General features: G+C 59.5%; 19 protein-coding genes and 1 rRNA gene. 19 read left to right on the plus strand and 1 reads right to left on the minus strand.

The genetic code is table 11. The features are described 5' to 3' along the window. Positions 1 to 208 precede the first annotated feature (208 nt). From FE782_RS05555 to holA, 3 genes are all read left to right on the plus strand, one after another. Positions 209 to 757: an RNA polymerase sigma factor gene (locus FE782_RS05555; protein ID WP_138193050.1), complete on the plus strand. Its 549-nt coding sequence runs from the start codon at positions 209 to 211 to the stop codon at positions 755 to 757. A gap of 14 nt (positions 758 to 771) precedes the next feature. Beyond that, positions 772 to 1,887 (plus strand): anti-sigma factor family protein, encoded by a 1,116-nt coding sequence (locus FE782_RS05560; protein ID WP_274388706.1) that lies wholly within the window; start codon positions 772 to 774, stop codon positions 1,885 to 1,887. A gap of 270 nt (positions 1,888 to 2,157) precedes the next feature. After that, positions 2,158 to 3,207 (plus strand): DNA polymerase III subunit delta, encoded by a 1,050-nt coding sequence (holA, locus tag FE782_RS05565; protein WP_138193052.1) that lies wholly within the window; start codon positions 2,158 to 2,160, stop codon positions 3,205 to 3,207. A gap of 53 nt (positions 3,208 to 3,260) precedes the next feature. Here the strand turns inward: holA and rpsT are convergent, their stop codons facing one another. Then, positions 3,261 to 3,533, minus strand: a complete 273-nt coding sequence (gene rpsT, locus FE782_RS05570) for a 30S ribosomal protein S20 (protein WP_138193053.1) — start codon at positions 3,531 to 3,533, stop codon at positions 3,261 to 3,263. Positions 3,534 to 3,718: 185 nt separating this feature from the next. Between rpsT and gpr the strand changes: the two genes are divergently transcribed. From gpr to FE782_RS05650, 16 genes are all read left to right on the plus strand, one after another. Then, positions 3,719 to 4,720, plus strand: coding sequence for a GPR endopeptidase (gene gpr / locus FE782_RS05575; protein ID WP_138193054.1), 1,002 nt, complete (start codon positions 3,719 to 3,721; stop codon positions 4,718 to 4,720). Positions 4,721 to 4,876: 156 nt separating this feature from the next. Beyond that, entirely contained in the window at positions 4,877 to 5,983 is a 1,107-nt protein-coding gene (gene spoIIP / locus FE782_RS05580; protein ID WP_138193055.1) for a stage II sporulation protein P, read from the plus strand. A gap of 16 nt (positions 5,984 to 5,999) precedes the next feature. Then, positions 6,000 to 6,392 (plus strand): hypothetical protein, encoded by a 393-nt coding sequence (locus FE782_RS05585; RefSeq protein ID WP_138193056.1) that lies wholly within the window; start codon positions 6,000 to 6,002, stop codon positions 6,390 to 6,392. Positions 6,393 to 6,462: 70 nt separating this feature from the next. Further along, positions 6,463 to 8,277 carry a translation elongation factor 4 gene (gene lepA, locus FE782_RS05590; protein WP_138193057.1) on the plus strand — a complete coding sequence of 605 codons (1,815 nt, stop codon included), beginning with the start codon at positions 6,463 to 6,465 and terminating at the stop codon, positions 8,275 to 8,277. Positions 8,278 to 8,374: 97 nt separating this feature from the next. Next, positions 8,375 to 9,541 carry a radical SAM family heme chaperone HemW gene (gene hemW, locus FE782_RS05595; protein WP_138193058.1) on the plus strand — a complete coding sequence of 389 codons (1,167 nt, stop codon included), beginning with the start codon at positions 8,375 to 8,377 and terminating at the stop codon, positions 9,539 to 9,541. A 154-nt stretch (positions 9,542 to 9,695) separates the two neighbouring features. After that, complete coding sequence (locus FE782_RS05600) at positions 9,696 to 10,163, plus strand: N-acetyltransferase (RefSeq protein WP_439116419.1); 468 nt, start codon at positions 9,696 to 9,698, stop codon at positions 10,161 to 10,163. 95 nt (positions 10,164 to 10,258) lie between these two features. Continuing rightward, on the plus strand, positions 10,259 to 11,284 hold the full coding sequence (gene hrcA / locus FE782_RS05605) for a heat-inducible transcriptional repressor HrcA (RefSeq protein ID WP_138193059.1): 1,026 nt from the start codon (positions 10,259 to 10,261) through the stop codon (positions 11,282 to 11,284). Positions 11,285 to 11,399: 115 nt separating this feature from the next. Continuing rightward, on the plus strand, positions 11,400 to 11,969 hold the full coding sequence (grpE, locus tag FE782_RS05610; RefSeq protein ID WP_138193060.1) for a nucleotide exchange factor GrpE: 570 nt from the start codon (positions 11,400 to 11,402) through the stop codon (positions 11,967 to 11,969). 67 nt (positions 11,970 to 12,036) lie between these two features. Then, positions 12,037 to 13,893, plus strand: a complete 1,857-nt coding sequence (dnaK, locus tag FE782_RS05615) for a molecular chaperone DnaK (RefSeq protein ID WP_138193061.1) — start codon at positions 12,037 to 12,039, stop codon at positions 13,891 to 13,893. 119 nt (positions 13,894 to 14,012) lie between these two features. Then, complete coding sequence (gene dnaJ, locus FE782_RS05620; RefSeq protein WP_138193062.1) at positions 14,013 to 15,137, plus strand: molecular chaperone DnaJ; 1,125 nt, start codon at positions 14,013 to 14,015, stop codon at positions 15,135 to 15,137. A 112-nt stretch (positions 15,138 to 15,249) separates the two neighbouring features. Continuing rightward, complete coding sequence (locus FE782_RS05625) at positions 15,250 to 15,429, plus strand: hypothetical protein (protein ID WP_138193063.1); 180 nt, start codon at positions 15,250 to 15,252, stop codon at positions 15,427 to 15,429. A gap of 41 nt (positions 15,430 to 15,470) precedes the next feature. Beyond that, positions 15,471 to 15,608, plus strand: coding sequence for a YfhD family protein (locus FE782_RS05630; RefSeq protein WP_138193064.1), 138 nt, complete (start codon positions 15,471 to 15,473; stop codon positions 15,606 to 15,608). A 14-nt stretch (positions 15,609 to 15,622) separates the two neighbouring features. Beyond that, a complete protein-coding gene (locus tag FE782_RS05635; RefSeq protein WP_138193065.1) occupies positions 15,623 to 15,994 on the plus strand; it encodes a hypothetical protein in 372 nt (123 codons plus the stop codon). 16 nt (positions 15,995 to 16,010) lie between these two features. Next, complete coding sequence (locus tag FE782_RS05640; protein WP_138193066.1) at positions 16,011 to 16,382, plus strand: hypothetical protein; 372 nt, start codon at positions 16,011 to 16,013, stop codon at positions 16,380 to 16,382. A 151-nt stretch (positions 16,383 to 16,533) separates the two neighbouring features. Continuing rightward, positions 16,534 to 18,276, plus strand: coding sequence for a stalk domain-containing protein (locus FE782_RS05645; RefSeq protein WP_158299267.1), 1,743 nt, complete (start codon positions 16,534 to 16,536; stop codon positions 18,274 to 18,276). Positions 18,277 to 18,602: 326 nt separating this feature from the next. Continuing rightward, positions 18,603 to 18,917: ribosomal RNA gene (locus FE782_RS05650) — 16S ribosomal RNA — on the plus strand; the annotation flags it as partial.

Genomic DNA, 18,917 nt, shown 5'->3' on the forward strand with positions numbered 1-18,917 from the left:
TTAAAGGGCTTTCTTTATGCACACGGCAATGCAGGCCAGGCATTTGCATGGCAATATCAAATCGTTGCGATAGCGTTTCGTTTATGTGCGAAATAGAGTAGAATCGAAGCTATGCGAGACGTTCTTTCTTTCCGAACTTCCTATATCATCCTGCAACAAATCATTCGCAAGGCGCGTCTGTAAAGATGCAAGAAAGGGGGAGCCCATCTTGGTGGAGCACAATCTGATCAGAGCCGCTCAATCGGGCGATCGCGACGCCCTGATCGCGCTGTTGCGCGAGATTGAGACGCATGTTTACCGAACGGCATATTACATCTTGAATAACGAACAAGATGCCATGGATGCGGCGCAAGAAGCGCTTATCCGGATATATACAAAGATAGATTCCTACGAGGAGAAAGCTCAGTTCAAAACCTGGGTGCAACGGATCGTCACGAATATATGCATCGATAAGTTCCGGCGCGCCAAAGCGTCGGTTTCGATCGAAGAGCATGATATGGTGTTCCCGACGGACAATAACGTCGAGGAGGAAGTGATGGCTTCCTACGCGGCGAAAGATATCCGGGAAGCGATCAATCAGCTGCCCGAGCACCACCGAACGGTCGTCGTGCTTCGGTATTTGCAGGATTTCTCTTACACCGAAATCGCGGATTCGCTGGGCTTGCCCCTTAACACGGTGAAATCGTATTTGTTCCGAGCTAGACGACAGTTACAAACGCTCCTGAAGGAGTATCAGAAAGGTGGTGTACGGAGATGACTTGCGAAGAGGTGATGGAACTTATGCAAAGACACCTGGACGGTGATTTGAATCACGAAGAACAGAAGCGACTGTCGGAGCACCTCGACGCTTGCCCGGAGTGCGCCGAGATGATGGAGCGACTTGAGCGGATCGATCAGGATTTGGCAAGCCTTCCGAGGGTGACTCCGGCATATAGTCTTGTAGACGCCATTATGCCGCGGCTCGCGCAGATCGACGCGGCGAGCGAATCGACGTCGGCCCGGGAAGCCGCGCCACGGGGCGCCGCGATACGTCCGTGGTACGCTCGAGGCGCGTTCGCTCGGTACGGCGGCTTGGCCGCGGCGGCGGCGGTGCTCGGCGTGCTCGTCGTGAACGGCATGACGGATACGTTCGAGAAGAGCGCGAACACGGCGCAAGAATCGGCCGCCTCCGGCGGCGCGGCCGCAGACATTATGATGACGATGGAAGCGCCGATGGAGGAGGCCCTGGCGGACGACGCGACCACGAAGCGAAGCGCGTCCGAGGCAGAAGCGCCCGCTGCGGATGCGTCCCCGTCGATGGATAACGCGGCGGATCCGAACGCTTCCGTTTCGTCGACGCCGGAGCCGAGCAAGGCGCCTAAGAACAACGAAGGCGCGACCGCGGGCAGCGGGGAAGCGCCGAGCGAGCAGCCTTCGTCGCCGTCCCGCGAGCCGCAGCCGGCAGCGGCCGGCGGCGGGACGGACGGCGCCGAAGGCGTCGGCGTCATGGGCTTCGAAGGCACTGAACAGGGCGCCGCGCCGGAAGGCGAGGTGCCGACGGAGGCCGCCGAGATGCCGCCGCTCGCGGAAGAACCGAGATACGGCATTACGAGGGAGCCGACGGCAGAAGATAGCGCTAGGGGGAAGGGCGCCGCTCCGGCGCTGCTCTCCGAAGACGGGGCGTTCGCGGCTGCCGTGGAGCTTAAGGCGGACGGCACGCAAGTCGTCGTCGTCAACGAGCTGGAGGGCGACGCGGACTACGCTTCCTCGTATGCATGGGCGTCGGAGACGGCGGTGGAGCTGACCGGCTGGGACGGCGCGACGTTGACGTACACGGCTACGACCGAAGGCGTCGTTCGCACCTTCCGGATCGACGCGGCTTCCGCGACGGAAACGGAAATCGAATAATCCAAGACGCGGTTCGCTGCACACTTCGAGCGGTCCGCGCGTATAGTATACTAACTCGAAAGAAGGTCCCAGCGCCGATATATCCACGGGGACGAAGGGTCCTAGGCCTTCCTCCCGGTGTTTATATAGATGTGATGGGGACGAAGGGATCGCGTTCGAAGCGAAAAGGCTTTGACGCGATCCCTTTGTTGTTTTACTATTGGTAACGAACATGAACAAACCGGCTGACGCAAGGGACGGAGCGGGGAACGACGGGGGAACGACAAGCATATGGATTACAAGCAAGCCGCGCGGGAATGGTCGCAGGGGACCGTCCGCCCGATCTACATATTGCACGGATCGGAATCGTACGTGATGGGGGAGTGGATCGACCTGCTGGTCTCGACCGCGATCGATCCGGACACGAAGGATTTCGCGCTCAGCAAATACGATCTCGGCGAGACGCCGCTCGAGACGGCGATCGAGGACGCGGAGACGATCCCGTTCTTGTCGCCGCGCAAGATCGTCATCGCCTCGGGGGCGTATTTCTTAACCGGCGGACGCGACCCGTCGCGGGCGGAGCATAACGTCGACGCGCTGCAATCGTACGCGGCCGCTCCGGCGGATCATGCGGTGCTCGTCTTGACGGTGCCGTCGGATAAGCTGGACGAGCGGAAGAAAATCGTCAAGACGCTCAAGAGCGCGGCCGTCGTGCTGCCGTTCGCGCCGCTCGGGCCCGCGGAGCTGCCGCAATGGATCGCGAAGAAGGCGGCCGGCTGGGGCGTCAAGATCGAAGCCGACGCGATCGACGCGCTGCTCGCGCGGGTCGGCGGCAGCTGCGCGACGATCGCGTCGGAGATGGAGAAGCTGAGCCTGTACGTCGGCAAGGGGAACGCGATCGCGTCCGAGCACGTCGAGGCGCTGGCGGTGCGGACGTCCGAGCAGAACGTCTTCCTGCTCGTCGAAGAGCTCGCCAAGCTTAGGCCGGAGCGGGCCATGACGATCTTCCACGATCTGCTGAAGGAGAAGGAAGAGCCGATCAAGCTGCTCTCGCTGATCGCTCGGCAATTCCGGATGATGCTCGGCGCGAAGGAGTTGGCGAAGCAGGGCTTCTCCGGTCCGCAGATCGCCTCTCAGCTCGGCGCGCATCCGTATGCGGTGAAGATCGCGGGCGAGCAGGCGAAGCGATTCCGCACGGAGACGTTGGAGCGGTTAATGAAGGAATTGGCGGACCTCGACGTCGCGATGAAGAGCGGCGGCATCGATAAGGCGCTCGGTCTCGAGCTTTTTATTTTGCGCTTGGGCGCGGCGGCGAACGCGGCATCCGCAGGCGCGCGATAGAACACAAACAAAGCCTCCGGCGGATGCCGGAGGCTTTCGATGTACGTCTCGAATTAGGCTTGAGCGGACAGCGCGTTTACTTTCTTCGCAAGGCGAGATTTCTTACGAGCTGCGGCGTTCTTATGAAGCAAACCCTTCGTGACCGCCTTATCCAATTTCTTGGTTGCGTTCAGGAGGGCGTCCTTTGCCTTCTCGACGTCGTTCTGCGTCGTTGCCACTTCCGCTGCTTTCACAGCCGTACGCAGCGCGGATTTCTGGGAAGCGTTGCGAATGCGGCGCTTCTCGCTTTGTTTAACGCGCTTTTCTGCGGATTTAATATTAGGCATGCCGTTTCACCTCCTTGATCGACAACCGGGCAGGGTGTTCCAAAGTCAACTTTTCATATTATAGCTTGGGTCTACGGAAAAATCAACTCTTTTCCAACATCCGCTCTAAAGTCGCTTGTGCATAACCGATTCCCCCCGGCGGCAAACTACGTTCAGCGTACATAGGGAAAGGAGCGAATACTGCGATGGGTTTGGATCTAAGCGCCTACTCGGTAAGGACCGACTTGGCCGTCGAGGCGAGAGAGATGGCTGCGCAAGGGGGACTTCAGTCGATCCCGGGCGTCGATATGGAATCGACGGAAGAAGAGGGCGTCTTCATTACGAAAATCGATATTTCGTCCGAACAAGGCGCGCAAGCGATCGGGAAGCGGCAAGGTCACTATCTGACGATCGAGGTGCCCGCCCTCCGGCAGAAGGATTCGGATTTGCAGGATCGGGTGGCGACGCTGTTCGCGAAGCATTTCGAAACGTTCTTGCAGAAGGCCGGCGCGACGAAGGAATCGAAGGTGCTCATCGTCGGACTCGGCAACTGGAACGTAACCCCCGACGCGCTCGGACCGATCGTCGTGGAGAACGTCATGGTGACGCGTCATTACTTCGAGCTGATGCCGGATCAGGTGGCGCCCGGTTACCGCCAGGTGAGCGCCGTCGCGCCCGGCGTGCTCGGCATTACCGGCATCGAGACGAGCGAGATCGTGCAGGGCATCGTCGAGAAGTCGAAGCCCGACATCGTCATCGCGGTGGACGCTTTGGCGTCCAAAGCGCTGGAGCGGGTCAACACGACGATTCAGATCGCGGACACCGGCATCCACCCGGGCTCGGGCATCGGCAATAAGCGGAAGGGCATTACGCAGGAGACGCTCGGCGTTCCGGTCGTCGCGATCGGCGTGCCGACGGTCGTCTATGCGTCGACGATCGTCAACTCGACGATCGAGCTGCTCGCGCAAAACTTCGGCAAGCAGACGGACAATACGAACGCGATACTCGGGATGCTGCCGAACATGACGGAGCAGGATCGACTCGGCATGGTGCGCGAGGTGCTCGATCCGCTCGGTCACGACCTCCTCGTCACGCCGAAGGAAATCGATCAATTCATCGAAGACATCGCCAACATTATCGCGAGCGGGCTGAACGCCGCGCTTCACGAAGCCGTGGACAACGATAACGTATCGGCGTACACGCATTAAGACGCAAGTAAGAAAGCTCGGGAGCGACGCTCCCGGGCTTTTTCCCCGCGCCTATAAATCCGGTTCTATTCTCTCATTCGCCACATAGAGTAGAAATACGAAGAAGATTGAGAGACCGCGTCAACGGAAGCGGCGCGGCAGAGGAGGAACCGGACTATGGAACGATTGGGTATGCGCATCGCGACGGGAATGGTGACGGCTTGTGTCGTCCTCGGGGCGGCAGGGCTCATCCGCGGACACGCGGAAGTCTCGCCGCTGCAGTCGCTCGGCAACGCGGCCGCCTTCGTCTCGGGATCCGTGCTTACTAGAATGTATATGGAAATTCCCGGCGCGGAGCCCGGTTTGGGAGAGACGCTGCTAGAGTCGCGGAAAGGGGCTGCGTCGGCGGAAGGGACGAGCTCCGGGGAACCGGTGGAGCCGACCGCTTCGAGCGGCGCGGAGACGCCGTCCGCGGCGTCCGATGCCGAGTCTGAGCCTGCCGGCGATAGCGAAGCCGTTCCGGCCGGCGCGCCTGCGTCTCCGTCTCCGTCCGAGGACAAGCCCCCCGCAGAGAAGCCGACGTCTGCGGCCGCGAAGCCCGAGACGGATCGCAAGCTCGCCTTCATCTACCATTCGCATAACCGGGAATCGTGGCTGCCCGAGCTGAAGGGGACGAGCAAGGATCAGCCGAACGAAGCGTTCGACGCCGACGTCAACGTATCGATGCTCGGCGCGCGGCTGCAGAAGAAGCTCGAGGAGTTCGGCGTCGGCGCGGTGCACTCGGGGACCGACTACAATACGGCCGTGAAAAACTTCAATTACAACTACTCGTATAAATATTCGAAGACGACGGTGAAGGAAGCTTTGGCGGTCCACGACGATCTCGTCTACCTGTTGGATATTCACCGCGACTCGTCGAGGCGGGAGCAGACGACCGTCGAGATCGACGGCAAGGCGTACGCGAAGATGTACTTCATCGTCGGCCAAGGAAACCCGAACTGGAAAGATAACGAGGCGCTGGCGAAACGGATTCACGAAAAGATGGAGAAGAAGCTGCCCGGCGTGTCGAAGGGCATTCTCACGAAAGGGACGAGGCACGGACACGGCGAGTACAACCAGTCGCTGTCCAAGGGAAGCGTGCTTATCGAAATCGGCGGCGTGGACAATACTTTGGAAGAGAGCAACCGCACGATCGACGCGCTCGCCTCGATCATCGCGGAATTGGCGAAGGACGCGGTGAAGGTCGATGCCGGCGCGGCTTCCGAGCAGCCGGAGAAGACGTAAGGAAGGGGCGAGGACGGTGAAGAAATCGAGGGGAGCGAAGGTGGCGGGATTCCTCGCGTTGATCGCGATCAGCGTCTTCTTCGGGATCGATATCGCCTCGTCCGGCCTCGAGCGCGTCCAGGGGCCGCCTCCGTCGGCGCGCGCGACGGAGGCTTCGGAGGCGGCGGCGCCGCCGTCCGCCTCGACTTCCGCGGCCGAGCCGAAGAGCGCAACGCCCGCGCCGTCGCCGGAGGCAGAGGCGCCCGCCGGGCCGGCCTCCGTCGCCGCGGCCGCGCCGGCGTTCGCCGAGCCGGGCCAGCATACCGGCGCCATCAACCGGGTATCGCTCGCGCTAGGCGACGGTCTGCGGTACCTCGCGCAAGGCGCGATCCGCTTCTTGGCGGACCTCATCGGCGCCGTTCTGCATTAAGCCTTTGCCGTAGACCCATGCTATTGCTATAATAGTGTGGATATAGGCTTAATTTTCTACGGGGTGACTTATGTCTACGATGGATTCGCGGCAAAGCAAGGTTCGGAACTTCTGTATCATCGCCCATATCGACCATGGGAAATCGACGCTTGCCGACCGTATCCTGGAATATACGGGCGCGGTACAGCAGCGCGAGATGCAGGAACAGCTGCTCGACCAGATGGATTTGGAGCGGGAGCGCGGCATTACGATTAAATTGCAGGCCGTCCGTCTTCAATACAAGGCCGACGACGGCGAAGTATATACGCTCAACCTGATCGATACGCCGGGACACGTCGACTTCACGTACGAGGTGTCGCGCAGCCTCGCTGCGTGCGAGGGCGCGCTGCTCGTCGTCGATGCGGCGCAGGGCATCGAAGCTCAGACGCTGGCGAACGTGTATCTCGCGCTCGACAACAACCTCGAGATTCTCCCGGTCATCAATAAGATCGACTTGCCGAGCGCCGAGCCGGAGCGCATCCGACAAGAGATCGAGGACGTCATCGGACTCGACGCGAGCGAAGCGGTGTTGGCGTCCGCCAAGGCGGGCATCGGCATCAAGGACATTCTCGAGCAGGTCGTGAAGAAGGTGCCGCCTCCGGTCGGCGACTCGGACCAGCCGACGAAGGCGCTCATTTTCGACTCGCATTACGATCCTTATAGGGGCGTTATCGTGTACGTGCGGGTGATGGACGGGTCGATCAAGGCCGGTTCGAAAATCCGGTTCATGGCGACGGAGAAGGAGTTCGAGGTCATCGAGGTCGGCGCGTTCCGCCCGAGAATGGCAAGCGTGGACGAGCTCCGGGCGGGCGACGTCGGCTTCGTCGTGGCGGGCATCAAGAACGTGAAGGATACGCGCGTGGGCGACACGATCACCGACGCGAAAAATCCGGTCAAGGAACCGCTCGCCGGCTATCGCCGGATTAACCCGATGGTGTTCTGCGGACTGTATCCGATCGAGACGTCCGACTACGCGGAGCTGCGGGAGGCGCTCGAGAAGCTGGAGCTGAACGACGCGTCGCTGCGGTACGAGCCCGAGACGTCGCAGGCGCTCGGTTTCGGCTTCCGCTGCGGCTTCCTAGGTTTGCTGCATATGGAGATCATTCAGGAGCGCATCGAGCGGGAGTTCAACATTCCGCTGCTGACGACGGCGCCGAGCGTCGTGTTCAAGGTACATCTGACGGACGGCACGACCGTGGACATCGACAACCCGGCCAATATGCCGGAGCAGCAGCGCATCGACCATATCGAAGAGCCGTACGTGAAAGCCTCGGTCATCGTGCCGAAGGATTTCGTCGGCGCGATCATGGAGCTGTGCCAGAACAAGCGCGGCGACTTCATCGACATGCAGTACCTCGACGCGACGCGCGTCACGCTCATCTACGACATTCCGTTGTCGGAGATCGTCTACGATTTCTTCGATCAGCTGAAGTCGCGCACGAAGGGATACGCATCGTTCGACTACGAGGTGTCCGGCTATAAGCGGTCGAACCTCGTGAAGATGGACATCTTGCTCAATAACGAAAAGGTCGACGCCCTCTCGTTCATCGTCCACCGCGACAACGCGTACAACCGCGGACGGATCCTGTGCGAGAAGCTGAAGGATATTATCCCGCGCCAGATGTTCGAGGTACCGATCCAAGCGACGATCGGCCAGAAGGTCATCGCCCGCGAGACGGTCAAGGCGATGCGGAAGAACGTCCTCGCCAAGTGCTACGGCGGCGACATCTCGCGGAAGCGCAAGCTGCTCGAGAAGCAGAAGGAAGGCAAGAAGCGCATGAAGCAGGTCGGCTCGGTCGAGGTGCCGCAAGAAGCGTTCATGGCGGTGCTGAAGATCGACGAATAGCGGCTGGCGTTGCCCCGGCGGAATCGCGCCGGGGCAACGTTTTTTGGCGGGATGCCCCGCGAGAGACATTTTCCAAGGAAAGGAGGTTACGCTCATTGTGAGACAACGGACCGAGACGCCGGAAGCGGTGTATCTTCATATCCCCTTCTGCACGAACAAGTGCCATTATTGCGACTTCAATTCCTATGTGCTGAAAGGTCAGCCGGTGCACGAATACCTCGACGCGCTGGAGCGCGAGATGGAGGCGACCGCGAAGGCGGTGCCGCCGGGCGCGATCCGCACCGTCTTCGTCGGGGGCGGAACGCCGACTGTGCTGACGCCGGAGCAGATGGAACGGTTCCTGAAGTCGGTGAGGACGTATTTTCCGAATCTGGCCGAGGGGTACGAGTTCACGATGGAGGCGAATCCCGGCACGACGGACCTCGAGAAGCTGCAGGCGATGCGCGAAGGCGGCGTCAATCGATTGTCGTTCGGCGTGCAATCGTTCGATACCGGGTTGCTGCACGCGATCGGGCGCATTCATTCGGTGGACGACGTGTATCGTAGCCTCGAAAACGCCCGCGCGGCCGGCTTCGCGAACGTATCGATCGATTTGATCTTCGGCCTGCCGAACCAGACGATCGCGCAGATGAACGAGACGCTCGACCGGGCGCTCGAGCTGAAGCTGCCGCATCATTCGATCTACAATCTGAAGGTGGAAGAAAATACGCTGTTCCACACGCTCTACGAGCGCGGGGAGCTGCCGCTGCCGAAGGAAGAGGACGAGGTCGAGATGTTCCACCTCATCATGAGTAGAATGCGGGAAGCGGGCTACGAGCAGTACGAAATCAGCAATTTCGCGAAGCCCGGCTTCGAGAGCAAGCATAATACGGTGTACTGGCGCAACGAGAGCTATTACGGGCTCGGCGCCGGGGCGCACGGCTACGTCCGCGGCGCCCGCCACGTCAACGTGAAGGGCATTCAGCCGTATATCGACGCGACGAAGCAGGGGCTGCCGCTGCTCGAGAAGTTCGACGTCGACCCGGACGAAGCGATGGAAGACTTCATGATGGTCGGGCTGCGGCTGCTGCGAGGGGTCGACCGCGCCGACTTCCGCGCCCAATTCGGGCGCGAGCTCGAGGACGTCTTCGGCGAGACGATCGGCCGGCTGCAGGGTCAGGGCATGCTGGAGCCGACCGAGGGCGGCTGGCGGCTCGCGCCGAACGGCGTGCTGCTCGGCAACGAGGTGTTCGGCGCATTCCTGGGCGCGCAGGCGACCGCGTAACAATAGGGCTTGAAACATCCGCACCAAGGATTCTCTCACAACGTATGTTACGTTGGGAGAGAATCTTTTTTTGCTTCGAATGTATTGTGCGTTTATTCAAGTTGTTGTATATTTATTCAATCGAAAACATTACGACGGAAGCGTGGGATGCGCCGTGATCCAGACCGCGGTTTGCCGGAAAGCGACAGTCGACGACGTCGACTTCTTATATGATTTGATTCAAGGGTATGCGGAAAGCGGCATCATGCTGCCCCGCACGAAGGAGATGCTGAGGGAGCAGGCGGACACGTTCGTGGTGGCCGAGATCGACGGCCGGATCGTCGGCTGCGGCGCATTGCTGCGTCTCGGCGCGGACCTGGTAGAGGTGCGCTCCCTCGGGCTCGACCCCGAGTATAAGGGCCAAGGCATCGGCCGCAAGATCGTCGAGATGCTCGAGTTGCAGGCGAGGGAATTAGGCGTGCCGAAGCTGATGGCGCTCACGTACGAGGTCGCCTTCTTCGAGCGGAACGGCTTTACGGTCGTGAATAAAGAGATCTTTCCGGAGAAGGTTTGGCGCGACTGCATCCACTGCAAGAAGCAACATAACTGCGACGAAATCGCGGTGCTCAAAAGGCTAGATTGACTTGACAACGACCCTCCCGATTCGGTATGTTTGGAGTAGGTTAGCACTCATCGTTAAGGAGTGCTAATCACTCGAACTCCGGGGAGGGTTGTCGTTTGTTATCCGAGCGTCAGAAGATGATTTTGTCGGCGATCGTCGACGATTATATTCGTTCCGCGGAGCCGGTCGGCTCGCGCAGCATATCGAAACGCGGGGACGTTGGATACAGCGCCGCGACGATCCGCAACGAGATGTCGGACCTTGAGGAGCTCGGTTTTCTCGAGCAGCCGCATACGTCCGCCGGGCGGATTCCTTCGAACAAGGGGTACCGATATTACGTAGACCACCTGCTGAGTCCCGGTTCGCTGTCTCCCATGGAGAAAGAATCGATCAAGACGTTCTTCGAGAATAAGATTCAAGAGGTCGAGGGCGTCGTTCAGCATGCCGCTACGATTCTGTCTAGCTTGACGAATTATACGGCGATCGTGCTCGGGCCGGAGACGTACAAGACGACGCTCGCGTCGCTCCAGCTCATTCCGTTGAACGAACGATCGGCGGTCGCGATCATCGTTACGAACACGGGACACGTCGAGAATCGTACCGTTACGATACCGGACGGCGTGCCGGTCGGCGAGATCGAGAAGTTCGTGAACGTCATGAACGCGAAGCTGAAGGGCGTGCCGCTGTACCGCTTGCGCTCGAAGATGTATACCGAGCTTGTCGCGGAGCTGAGCAAGCATGTGGCCGGCTACGAGGAGCTGCTCGCGGTCGTCGAATCGGTGCTCGAAGGCGACGAGTCGGACCGCTTGTACTTGGGCGGGGCGACGAATATGCTGACGCAGCCCGAGTTCAAGGACGTGGATAAGGTCAAGACGATTCTGGACCTGTTCGATCAGACCGAGACGATGCTTCGCATGTTCGCGGCGACGCCGGCCGGCATTCAAGTGAAGATCGGCGGAGAGAACACGCTGGAAGCGATCAATCATTGCAGCATCATCACGGCGTCTTATTCGATCGAGGGACAGCCGGTCGGTACGATCGGCATCTTGGGCCCGACGCGCATGGATTACCGGAAGGTGATCGCGGTTCTTGATCTATTTACGAAGGATTTAACGAACAGTTTGTCTCGTTGGTACCGATAACGGCCGTCGATGCGCAGGAGACGTTCGTCTCCTGCTTTTTTGCCGCGTTCGCGGCGACGGTTCCCGCGAATCGCGGGGGGGCATACTGGGATATGGATAAGGAGGTGAGAGGCGCATGAAACAGGAGACGGAGAAGGAACAGGGAACGACCCCGGCCGAGGAGATCGCTATGGAATCCGGCGAGACGACGGAAGCCGCGGAGACGGTCGAAGCCGAAGTCGTCGAGACAGGCGCTTCGGAGCTGGAAGCCGCCAAGCGTACGGCGGAGGAGAACTATCAACGTTATTTGCGCACGCAGGCCGATTTCGATAACTTCCGGCGCCGCGCGCGGACCGAGAAGGAAGAATTCGCGAAATACGCCTCGCAGAAGCTGATCGAGGGTCTTCTTCCGATCATCGACAATTTCGACCGGGCGATCGCGGCGAGTCGGGAACATAGCGATTTCGATTCGCTCGCCAAGGGCGTCGAGATGATCCAGCGTCAGTTGGGGCAGCTGCTCGAGAGCGAAGGCTTGCAGGCGATCGAGGCGATCGGTCAGCCGTTCAACCCCGAGCTGCACCAAGCGATCATGCAGGTGCCCGCCGAAGAGGGCGGAGCGTCGGGCATCGTCTTGGAGGAGCTGCAGAAGGGATACATGCTCAAGGAGAAGGTTATTCGCCCGTCGATGGTGAAGGTCACCGAGTAACGACGGCGCGGTCTCATTTTCACACACATAGAATACAGTTCGCTTAATCAAGGAGGAAGCACGCGTTATGGGTAAAGTTATAGGCATCGACCTCGGGACCACGAACTCTTGCGTCGCGGTCATGGAGGGCGGCGAAGCGGTCGTTATTCCGAACCGCGAAGGCAACCGGACGACGCCGTCGGTCGTAGGCTTCAAGAAGGACGGCGAGCGTATCGTCGGCGAGACGGCGAAGCGTCAAGCGATCACGAATCCGGAACGTACGGTCATCTCGATTAAGCGTCATATGGGAACGAACCATAAGACGACGATCGACGGCAAGGAATTCACGCCGCAAGAAATTTCGGCGATGATTCTCCAGAAGCTGAAGGCCGACGCGGAAGAATATTTGGGCACGTCGGTGACGCAAGCCGTCATCACGGTTCCGGCGTATTTCAACGACTCGCAGCGGCAAGCGACGAAAGACGCGGGCAAGATCGCGGGCCTCGAAGTGCTGCGGATCGTCAACGAGCCGACGGCGGCCGCGCTGGCGTACGGCCTCGAGAAGAACGAAGATCAGACGATCCTCGTCTTCGACCTCGGCGGCGGTACGTTCGACGTATCGATTCTCGAACTGAGCGACGGCTTGTTCGAAGTGAAGGCGACGAGCGGCGATAACCGTCTCGGCGGCGACGACTTCGACGACGTCATCATGAATCATCTCGTAGCCGAATTCCGCAAGGAGCAAGGCGTCGACTTGTCCAAAGATAAGGCGGCCGTGCAACGTCTGAAGGACGCAGCCGAGAAGGCGAAGAAAGAATTGTCCACGGTGCTAACGACGACGATCTCGCTTCCGTTCATTACGGTCGTCGACGGCGTGCCGCAGCACTTGGAGATGAATCTGACGCGCGCGAAGTTCGAAGAGCTGGCGGCGGATCTCGTGGAGCGTACGATGGGCCCGACGCGCCGCGCGCTGCAGGATTCGGGATTGTCGGCGGACAAGATCGACAAGGTCGTTCTCGTCGGCGGCTCGACGCGGATTCCGGCCGTTCAAGAAGCCGTGAAGAAACTTATCGGCAAGGAAGCGTATAAGGGCGTCAACCCGGACGAAGTCGTCGCGATCGGCGCGGCCGTCCAAGCGGGCGTCTTGACGGGCGACGTCAAGGACGTCGTATTGCTCGACGTCACGCCGCTCTCCCTCGGCATCGAGACGGCCGGCGGCGTGTTCACGAAGATGATCGACCGCAACACGACGATTCCGACGAGCAAGTCGCAGGTGTTCTCGACGTACGCGGACAACCAGACGTCCGTCGAAATTCACGTGCTGCAGGGCGAGCGCGCGATGGCGGCCGACAATAAGACGCTCGGCCGGTTCATCCTCGGCGACATTCCGCCGGCGCCGCGCGGCATTCCGCAGATCGAGGTTACGTTCGACATCGATGCCAACGGGATCGTGAACGTCAGCGCGTCCGATAAGGGCACGGGCAAGAGCCAGAAAATCACGATCACTTCCTCGAGCGGATTGTCCGACGAGGAGATCGATAAAATGGTGAAGGAAGCCGAGCGCAACGCGGAAGAAGACCGCAAGCGCAAGGAGCTCGTCGAAGCGCGCAATACGGCGGATCAGCTCGTCTACACGGTCGAGAAGACGATCAAGGACCTCGGCGACAAGGTCGACGCGTCCGAGATTCAGAAAGCCGAAGAAGCGAAGGAAGCGCTGAAGAAGGCGCTTGAAGGCGGCAGCCTCGACGAGATCAAGTCGAAGACCGAAGAATTGTCGAACATCGTTCAACAATTGTCCGTGAAGCTGTATGAGCAGATGGGCGCGCAGCAGCAAGCCGGCGGCGCGGACGCCGGAGCTGGCGCCGGGGCATCGGATGCGGGCGCTTCCCGTAAGGACAATGTCGTCGACGCCGACTACGAAGTGGTTGACGATAAAGACAAGTAACGGTTATGATGCAGTAGGTTGAAGCCCAAGTGCGCTTGGGCTTCGCTTTTATTTCAGGTGACGGCGCGGTCCGGTTTCGGGCGCGAGCCGTTTTCTCTATGGGGTAGGGGGGTGAACGCGTGGCGAAACGCGACTTTTACGAGGTGCTAGGGGTTCAGAAGGGGGCCTCCGCGGACGAGATCAAGAAGGCGTACCGGAAGCTGGCCCGGGAATACCATCCCGACGTGAACAAGGCGCCGGACGCGGCCGATAAGTTTAAAGAAGCGAAGGAAGCGTACGACGTCTTATCGGACGATTCGAAGCGCGCGAACTACGACCGCTTCGGCCACGCCGACCCGAACCAAGGCTTCGGCGGCTTCGGCGGCGGAGGCGGAGCGGATTTCGGCGGCGGCATCAACGATATTTTCGATATGTTCTTCGGCGGCGGCGGAGGTCGGCGCAACCCGAACGCGCCGCAGCGCGGGGCGGACCTCGAATATCAAATGCAGATCGAGTTTAAGGAAGCGGTCTTCGGCAAGGAAACCGACATTACGATTCCCCGCACGGAGACGTGCGACGTCTGCGAAGGGTCGGGCGCGAAGCCGGGCACGAAGCCGGAGACATGTTCCGTCTGCCGCGGCAGCGGACAACAGGAAGTCGTGCAGAACACGCCGTTCGGGCGCATCGTCAACCGCCGCGCCTGCGGCAATTGCAACGGCACGGGCAAGATCATTAAGGATCGCTGCAACAACTGTTGGGGCGCCGGTAAGGTCAAGAAGCAACGGAAGATCCACATCCGCATTCCGGCGGGCGTCGACGACGGCGCGCAGCTGCGCGTATCCGGCGAAGGCGAGAGCGGTATGCGCGGCGGACCTTCGGGCGACTTGTATATCTCGATCCGCGTTAAGCCGCACGAATTTTTCGAGCGGGAAGGCGAGGATATTTATTGCGAAGTGCCGCTAACGTTCGCGCAGGCGGCGCTCGGCGACGAGATCGAAGTGCCGACGCTGACCGAACGGGTCAAGTTGAAAATTCCGGCGGGCACGCAGACGGACACGTACTTCCGCTTGAAGGGCAAGGGCGTGCCGCGTCTTCGCGGCCATGGCCAAGGCGACCAGCATGTGAAAGTGGTCGTCGTTACGCCTACGAACTTGTCCGAAGAACAGAAGCAGCTGCTTCGCGATTTCGGCGGCATGTCCGGCGAGCGTACGCATGAAAATAACGGGTTCTTCGAACGGATGCGCAAGGCGTTCAAGGGCGATTAAGAGAGGGAGCACAAGCTCCTTCTCTTTTTTTATGCACATATTCGCCCGTCCGCCGGGGGAACTTATGGGGGAACGAGCTTACCGGATGCAGGGAAGGAAGGCGGCGAAAAGAATGAAACTCGAAAAGAAACCGACGAAAGCCTGGGATTCGACTCCGGCCGAGATCCGCCCGGGCGACGAGGATGCGGCGAAGGCGAATGCGGAGATGGAACGCCGCTTCTATGGACGTACGGATGGCGAGACTCCGGCGGAGGCGGTGGACTTCGCCGAGTTGTTTCGGAACGAGAGTTAAGGGGCAAGCTAACGTCATCCTACGGATGCGGGGTGAGACGAATGACAGACGCGAAGAAACAAGAACGGCAATTGCCGATCGGCAAAAACGAGGACGTAGAATTTTCCCGGGAGCTGGCGGACGAAGACGATCTGGAAGCTTTGGAGCGGATGCACGCCGCCGACCGGAGGCAGGAATAGGAGCGAATGCAACGATGGTAAGGCATATTCAGGCGTATTTCAACGAGGAGGACGACGCGGAAGCGGCCGCGACCGATTTACGGGCGCTTGGCGCGATCGAAGTGACCGCGGACCGAACGCCCGGTGACCTGAACGGTCGATTTCCGGCGGACACGGCGGCCGTCATTCCGATGATCCCTCAAAATCAAGGCTCGATGGTAGGGGCCTCATATATGGGGCAGCCGAATAACGTGCTCTTGCCCGGACTCATGTTCAGGGGCGGCTTGCTGCCCGACGGACTATCCCGCGAAGACGGCGGGCAGCCGGTCGTGACGGCCGTCGTCGAGGATCGCCAGTACGATAAGGCCGTCGAAGCGATCGAGCGTCGCGGAGGAAAGATCGGGTAAGGAAGGAGGGAGAACGATGGAAAAGAATATTCTGGCGTATTTCAAGTCGCCGGAAGAGGCGGAAGGCGCCGCGCAAAAGCTTCATGCGCTTCGCGCGATCGATGTCAGTATCGACCGGATATCGAAATATCCGGGCGGCGGCGGCGGAGCCCATGCCGAAAATCCGGTTTCGGGCGACTTCGGGAGCTTGGCTGCTTTGACGCTTGGGGCGGACGTCGGCGGCAACAGTCCAGGCATCTTATTGTCGGCGGGCACCGACGCGAGCGGGATGAGCGACGGCGGTCAGGGCGGCCCTACCGGACGGGACGTGCTTCTGACAGCCGTCGTGGACGAGGGCGTGCACCGCCAAGCGTTGAGCGTTATCGAGCAAGCCGGCGGAGCGGTGTAATATTTGACGAAGGAACGCGCAGGAGAGGATGATCTCCTGCGTTTTTTTATTTTCAATGGAAACTGGTAACAATTTTTACATATCGCTGGTGAAACTTTTCTCGTTGGCTTGCGTCTATTTGTGGTGTGAGAAACACGAGGGAGAGAGATACATGGTGAAGAAGACGGTAGGAATGGCACTTGTAATTTCGATGTTGTTCGGGTTGTTGGGAGCAACCGCATCCGCGGCGCCTACGGCAGCGATGAAGGTGTGGTTGTACGTCAATAAGCCCGAGGCGTTCGTTAACGGCCAGCAGACGCTGCTGACGTCGCCTGCGACGGTGTCGCCGAACGGCAAGATGTACGTGCCGGTGAAGTTTTTGGGCGATACGTTCGGGCTGCCGGTCGTATTCGACGGGCTGACGAATACGATCGCGGTTACGGCCGGGAAGACGAACGTTGCGATCGACCTGACGGCGCGCACCGCATTGATCGACGGTATGCCGGGGCCGATGGAGCCGACGTTCCTCATTAGCAAGGAAGGCAAGCTGATGGCGCAGCTGACATGGTTTATGGACCGGATCGGCGCGAAATACGAGTATGACGGCACATTGAATCGGGTCGAGGTTCTCTATGCGCCATGGAGCCCGGAGCTGCCTTCCTCGGTGAACGGCAAGCCGATCGCGAAGTTTACGTTCGGCAAGGATACGTATAAGATGGGCGAGCTCGTGAAGTATATCGACCTCAGCTACGATGTGGAAGGGGACGGCATCCAGTTCGCCTCCTGGAAGAACAAGCAGGACGCGTTCTTCACCCCAGGCACGCATGAGGTGTCGATGCAGGTGACGGACAGCCAAGGGAACGTCAGCGAATGGTTCACGAAGAACATTACGATTACGAACGAGACCATGTATGATAGAGTCGCCTTCCAGATGCAGCACGCGAAGCTGCAGTCGTTCGTGAAGCTGGAGAAGACGGACATCGCGAAGCATATCACAAGCGCGACGAAGCTCCCGGTCGCTTCCGTACGCGACGAATCGCGCGAGCTGCTCGTCAGCGATAGTCCCGAGAACATCGTCGAGTACGGTGTATTGTACCGAGATCAGGTCGAGGGCAAGGCGAGATTGTACGCGAATCATATTAACGAGATGGACGCCGACGTCCAATTCGCCATTATCGCAACGAACCATGGAACGGAACCGGTTACGATCGAGACGACGCGGCAAGGAGAGGTTTATCCTTCTACCTTCATCAACTTGATCGGTTATCAAGCTTCCGTCGATTTCTTGGTAGGCGATGCGAATAAACCGACGATTACGGTCGAACCGGGCGAATCGAAGGCGTACGCCTATCTTCCGAAGCTGACGAAAGGCCAAGGCATCAATCTGATGTACGACGTAGAGACGAGCGACGAACTGACGTTCACGTTCGCGGCGATGTTGCCGGGCGAACCGATGGAAGCGGCCCTTGGTTACAAGGAGCTCCCTTATGATCGCCACGTGCGCGGGTCTTTCCCGGTCTCCGAAGTGCGGTGGGAGACGGACGCGTCGACGATCTCCGGCGCGAAGAAGTTTACGATCGGCGATAACGTGGATGACAAATACGTGCAAGGGTACGATGTATTCCGACAGCAAACCGTCGAGAACTATGGAAATTACGGGGTTGTCTATAACATTCGGGTGAAAAATCCGGGGAAATCGGCTCTTGTCATGCTTGCGCGGGGCGGGATCTATAAGGGCCCGTTGAAAATTAACGGCGAGATGGTTCTCGCGCCGGCTTCCGGCGTCATTACGGCGCTCGACGGGGTGTTCATGTTGTACCGGACGACGGGGAACGAACCGTATTTGGACATCGAGCTGACGCCGCCGGCGGGTTCGTACTTGCCGGTCGATCTAGTGTTGTACCCGTTGAACTAAGCATTCGATTCCACGGCCGTCTGCCTTGCGCGGACGGCTTTTTTAATGGAAAAAAATACAATTTGCAATCGGACGCAAAAGTGGGTATACTCTATTCTTGTCGCCGCGAAAAAGCGGCACCGCTCGAATCGGATACGATCGACGATGGAAAACATTGTCGCTTGCGATCGAACGAGCGAATGTGGTACATTATTTCTCCGGCCGCGAGAGCGAGTCGGACAAGCAACACCGAGTAAGACAAGCTTGCTCCTTGAAAACTGAACATGAGCGCATATGCTTTTTAAAGAAGTAAAGCTAGCTTGTAATGAGCGCAGTTTGAACTACCCTTTTTGGAGAGTTTGATCCTGGCTCAGGACGAACGCTGGCGGCGTGCCTAATACATGCAAGTCGAGCGGATCTTGTCCTTCGGGACAAGGTTAGCGGCGGACGGGTGAGTAACACGTAGGCAACCTGCCCATAAGACCGGGATAACTGGCGGAAACGCCTGCTAATACCGGATAATCGATTCGCCCGCCTGGGCGAATCGTGAAAGATGCTTCGGCATCGCTTGTGGATGGGCCTGCGGCGCATTAGCTAGTTGGCGGGGTAACGGCCCACCAAGGCGACGATGCGTAGCCGACCTGAGAGGGTGATCGGCCACA

Origin of the sequence: Paenibacillus antri, assembly GCF_005765165.1 — a bacterium.
In the GTDB taxonomy this organism is placed as follows: domain Bacteria; phylum Bacillota; class Bacilli; order Paenibacillales; family YIM-B00363; genus Paenibacillus_AE; species Paenibacillus_AE antri.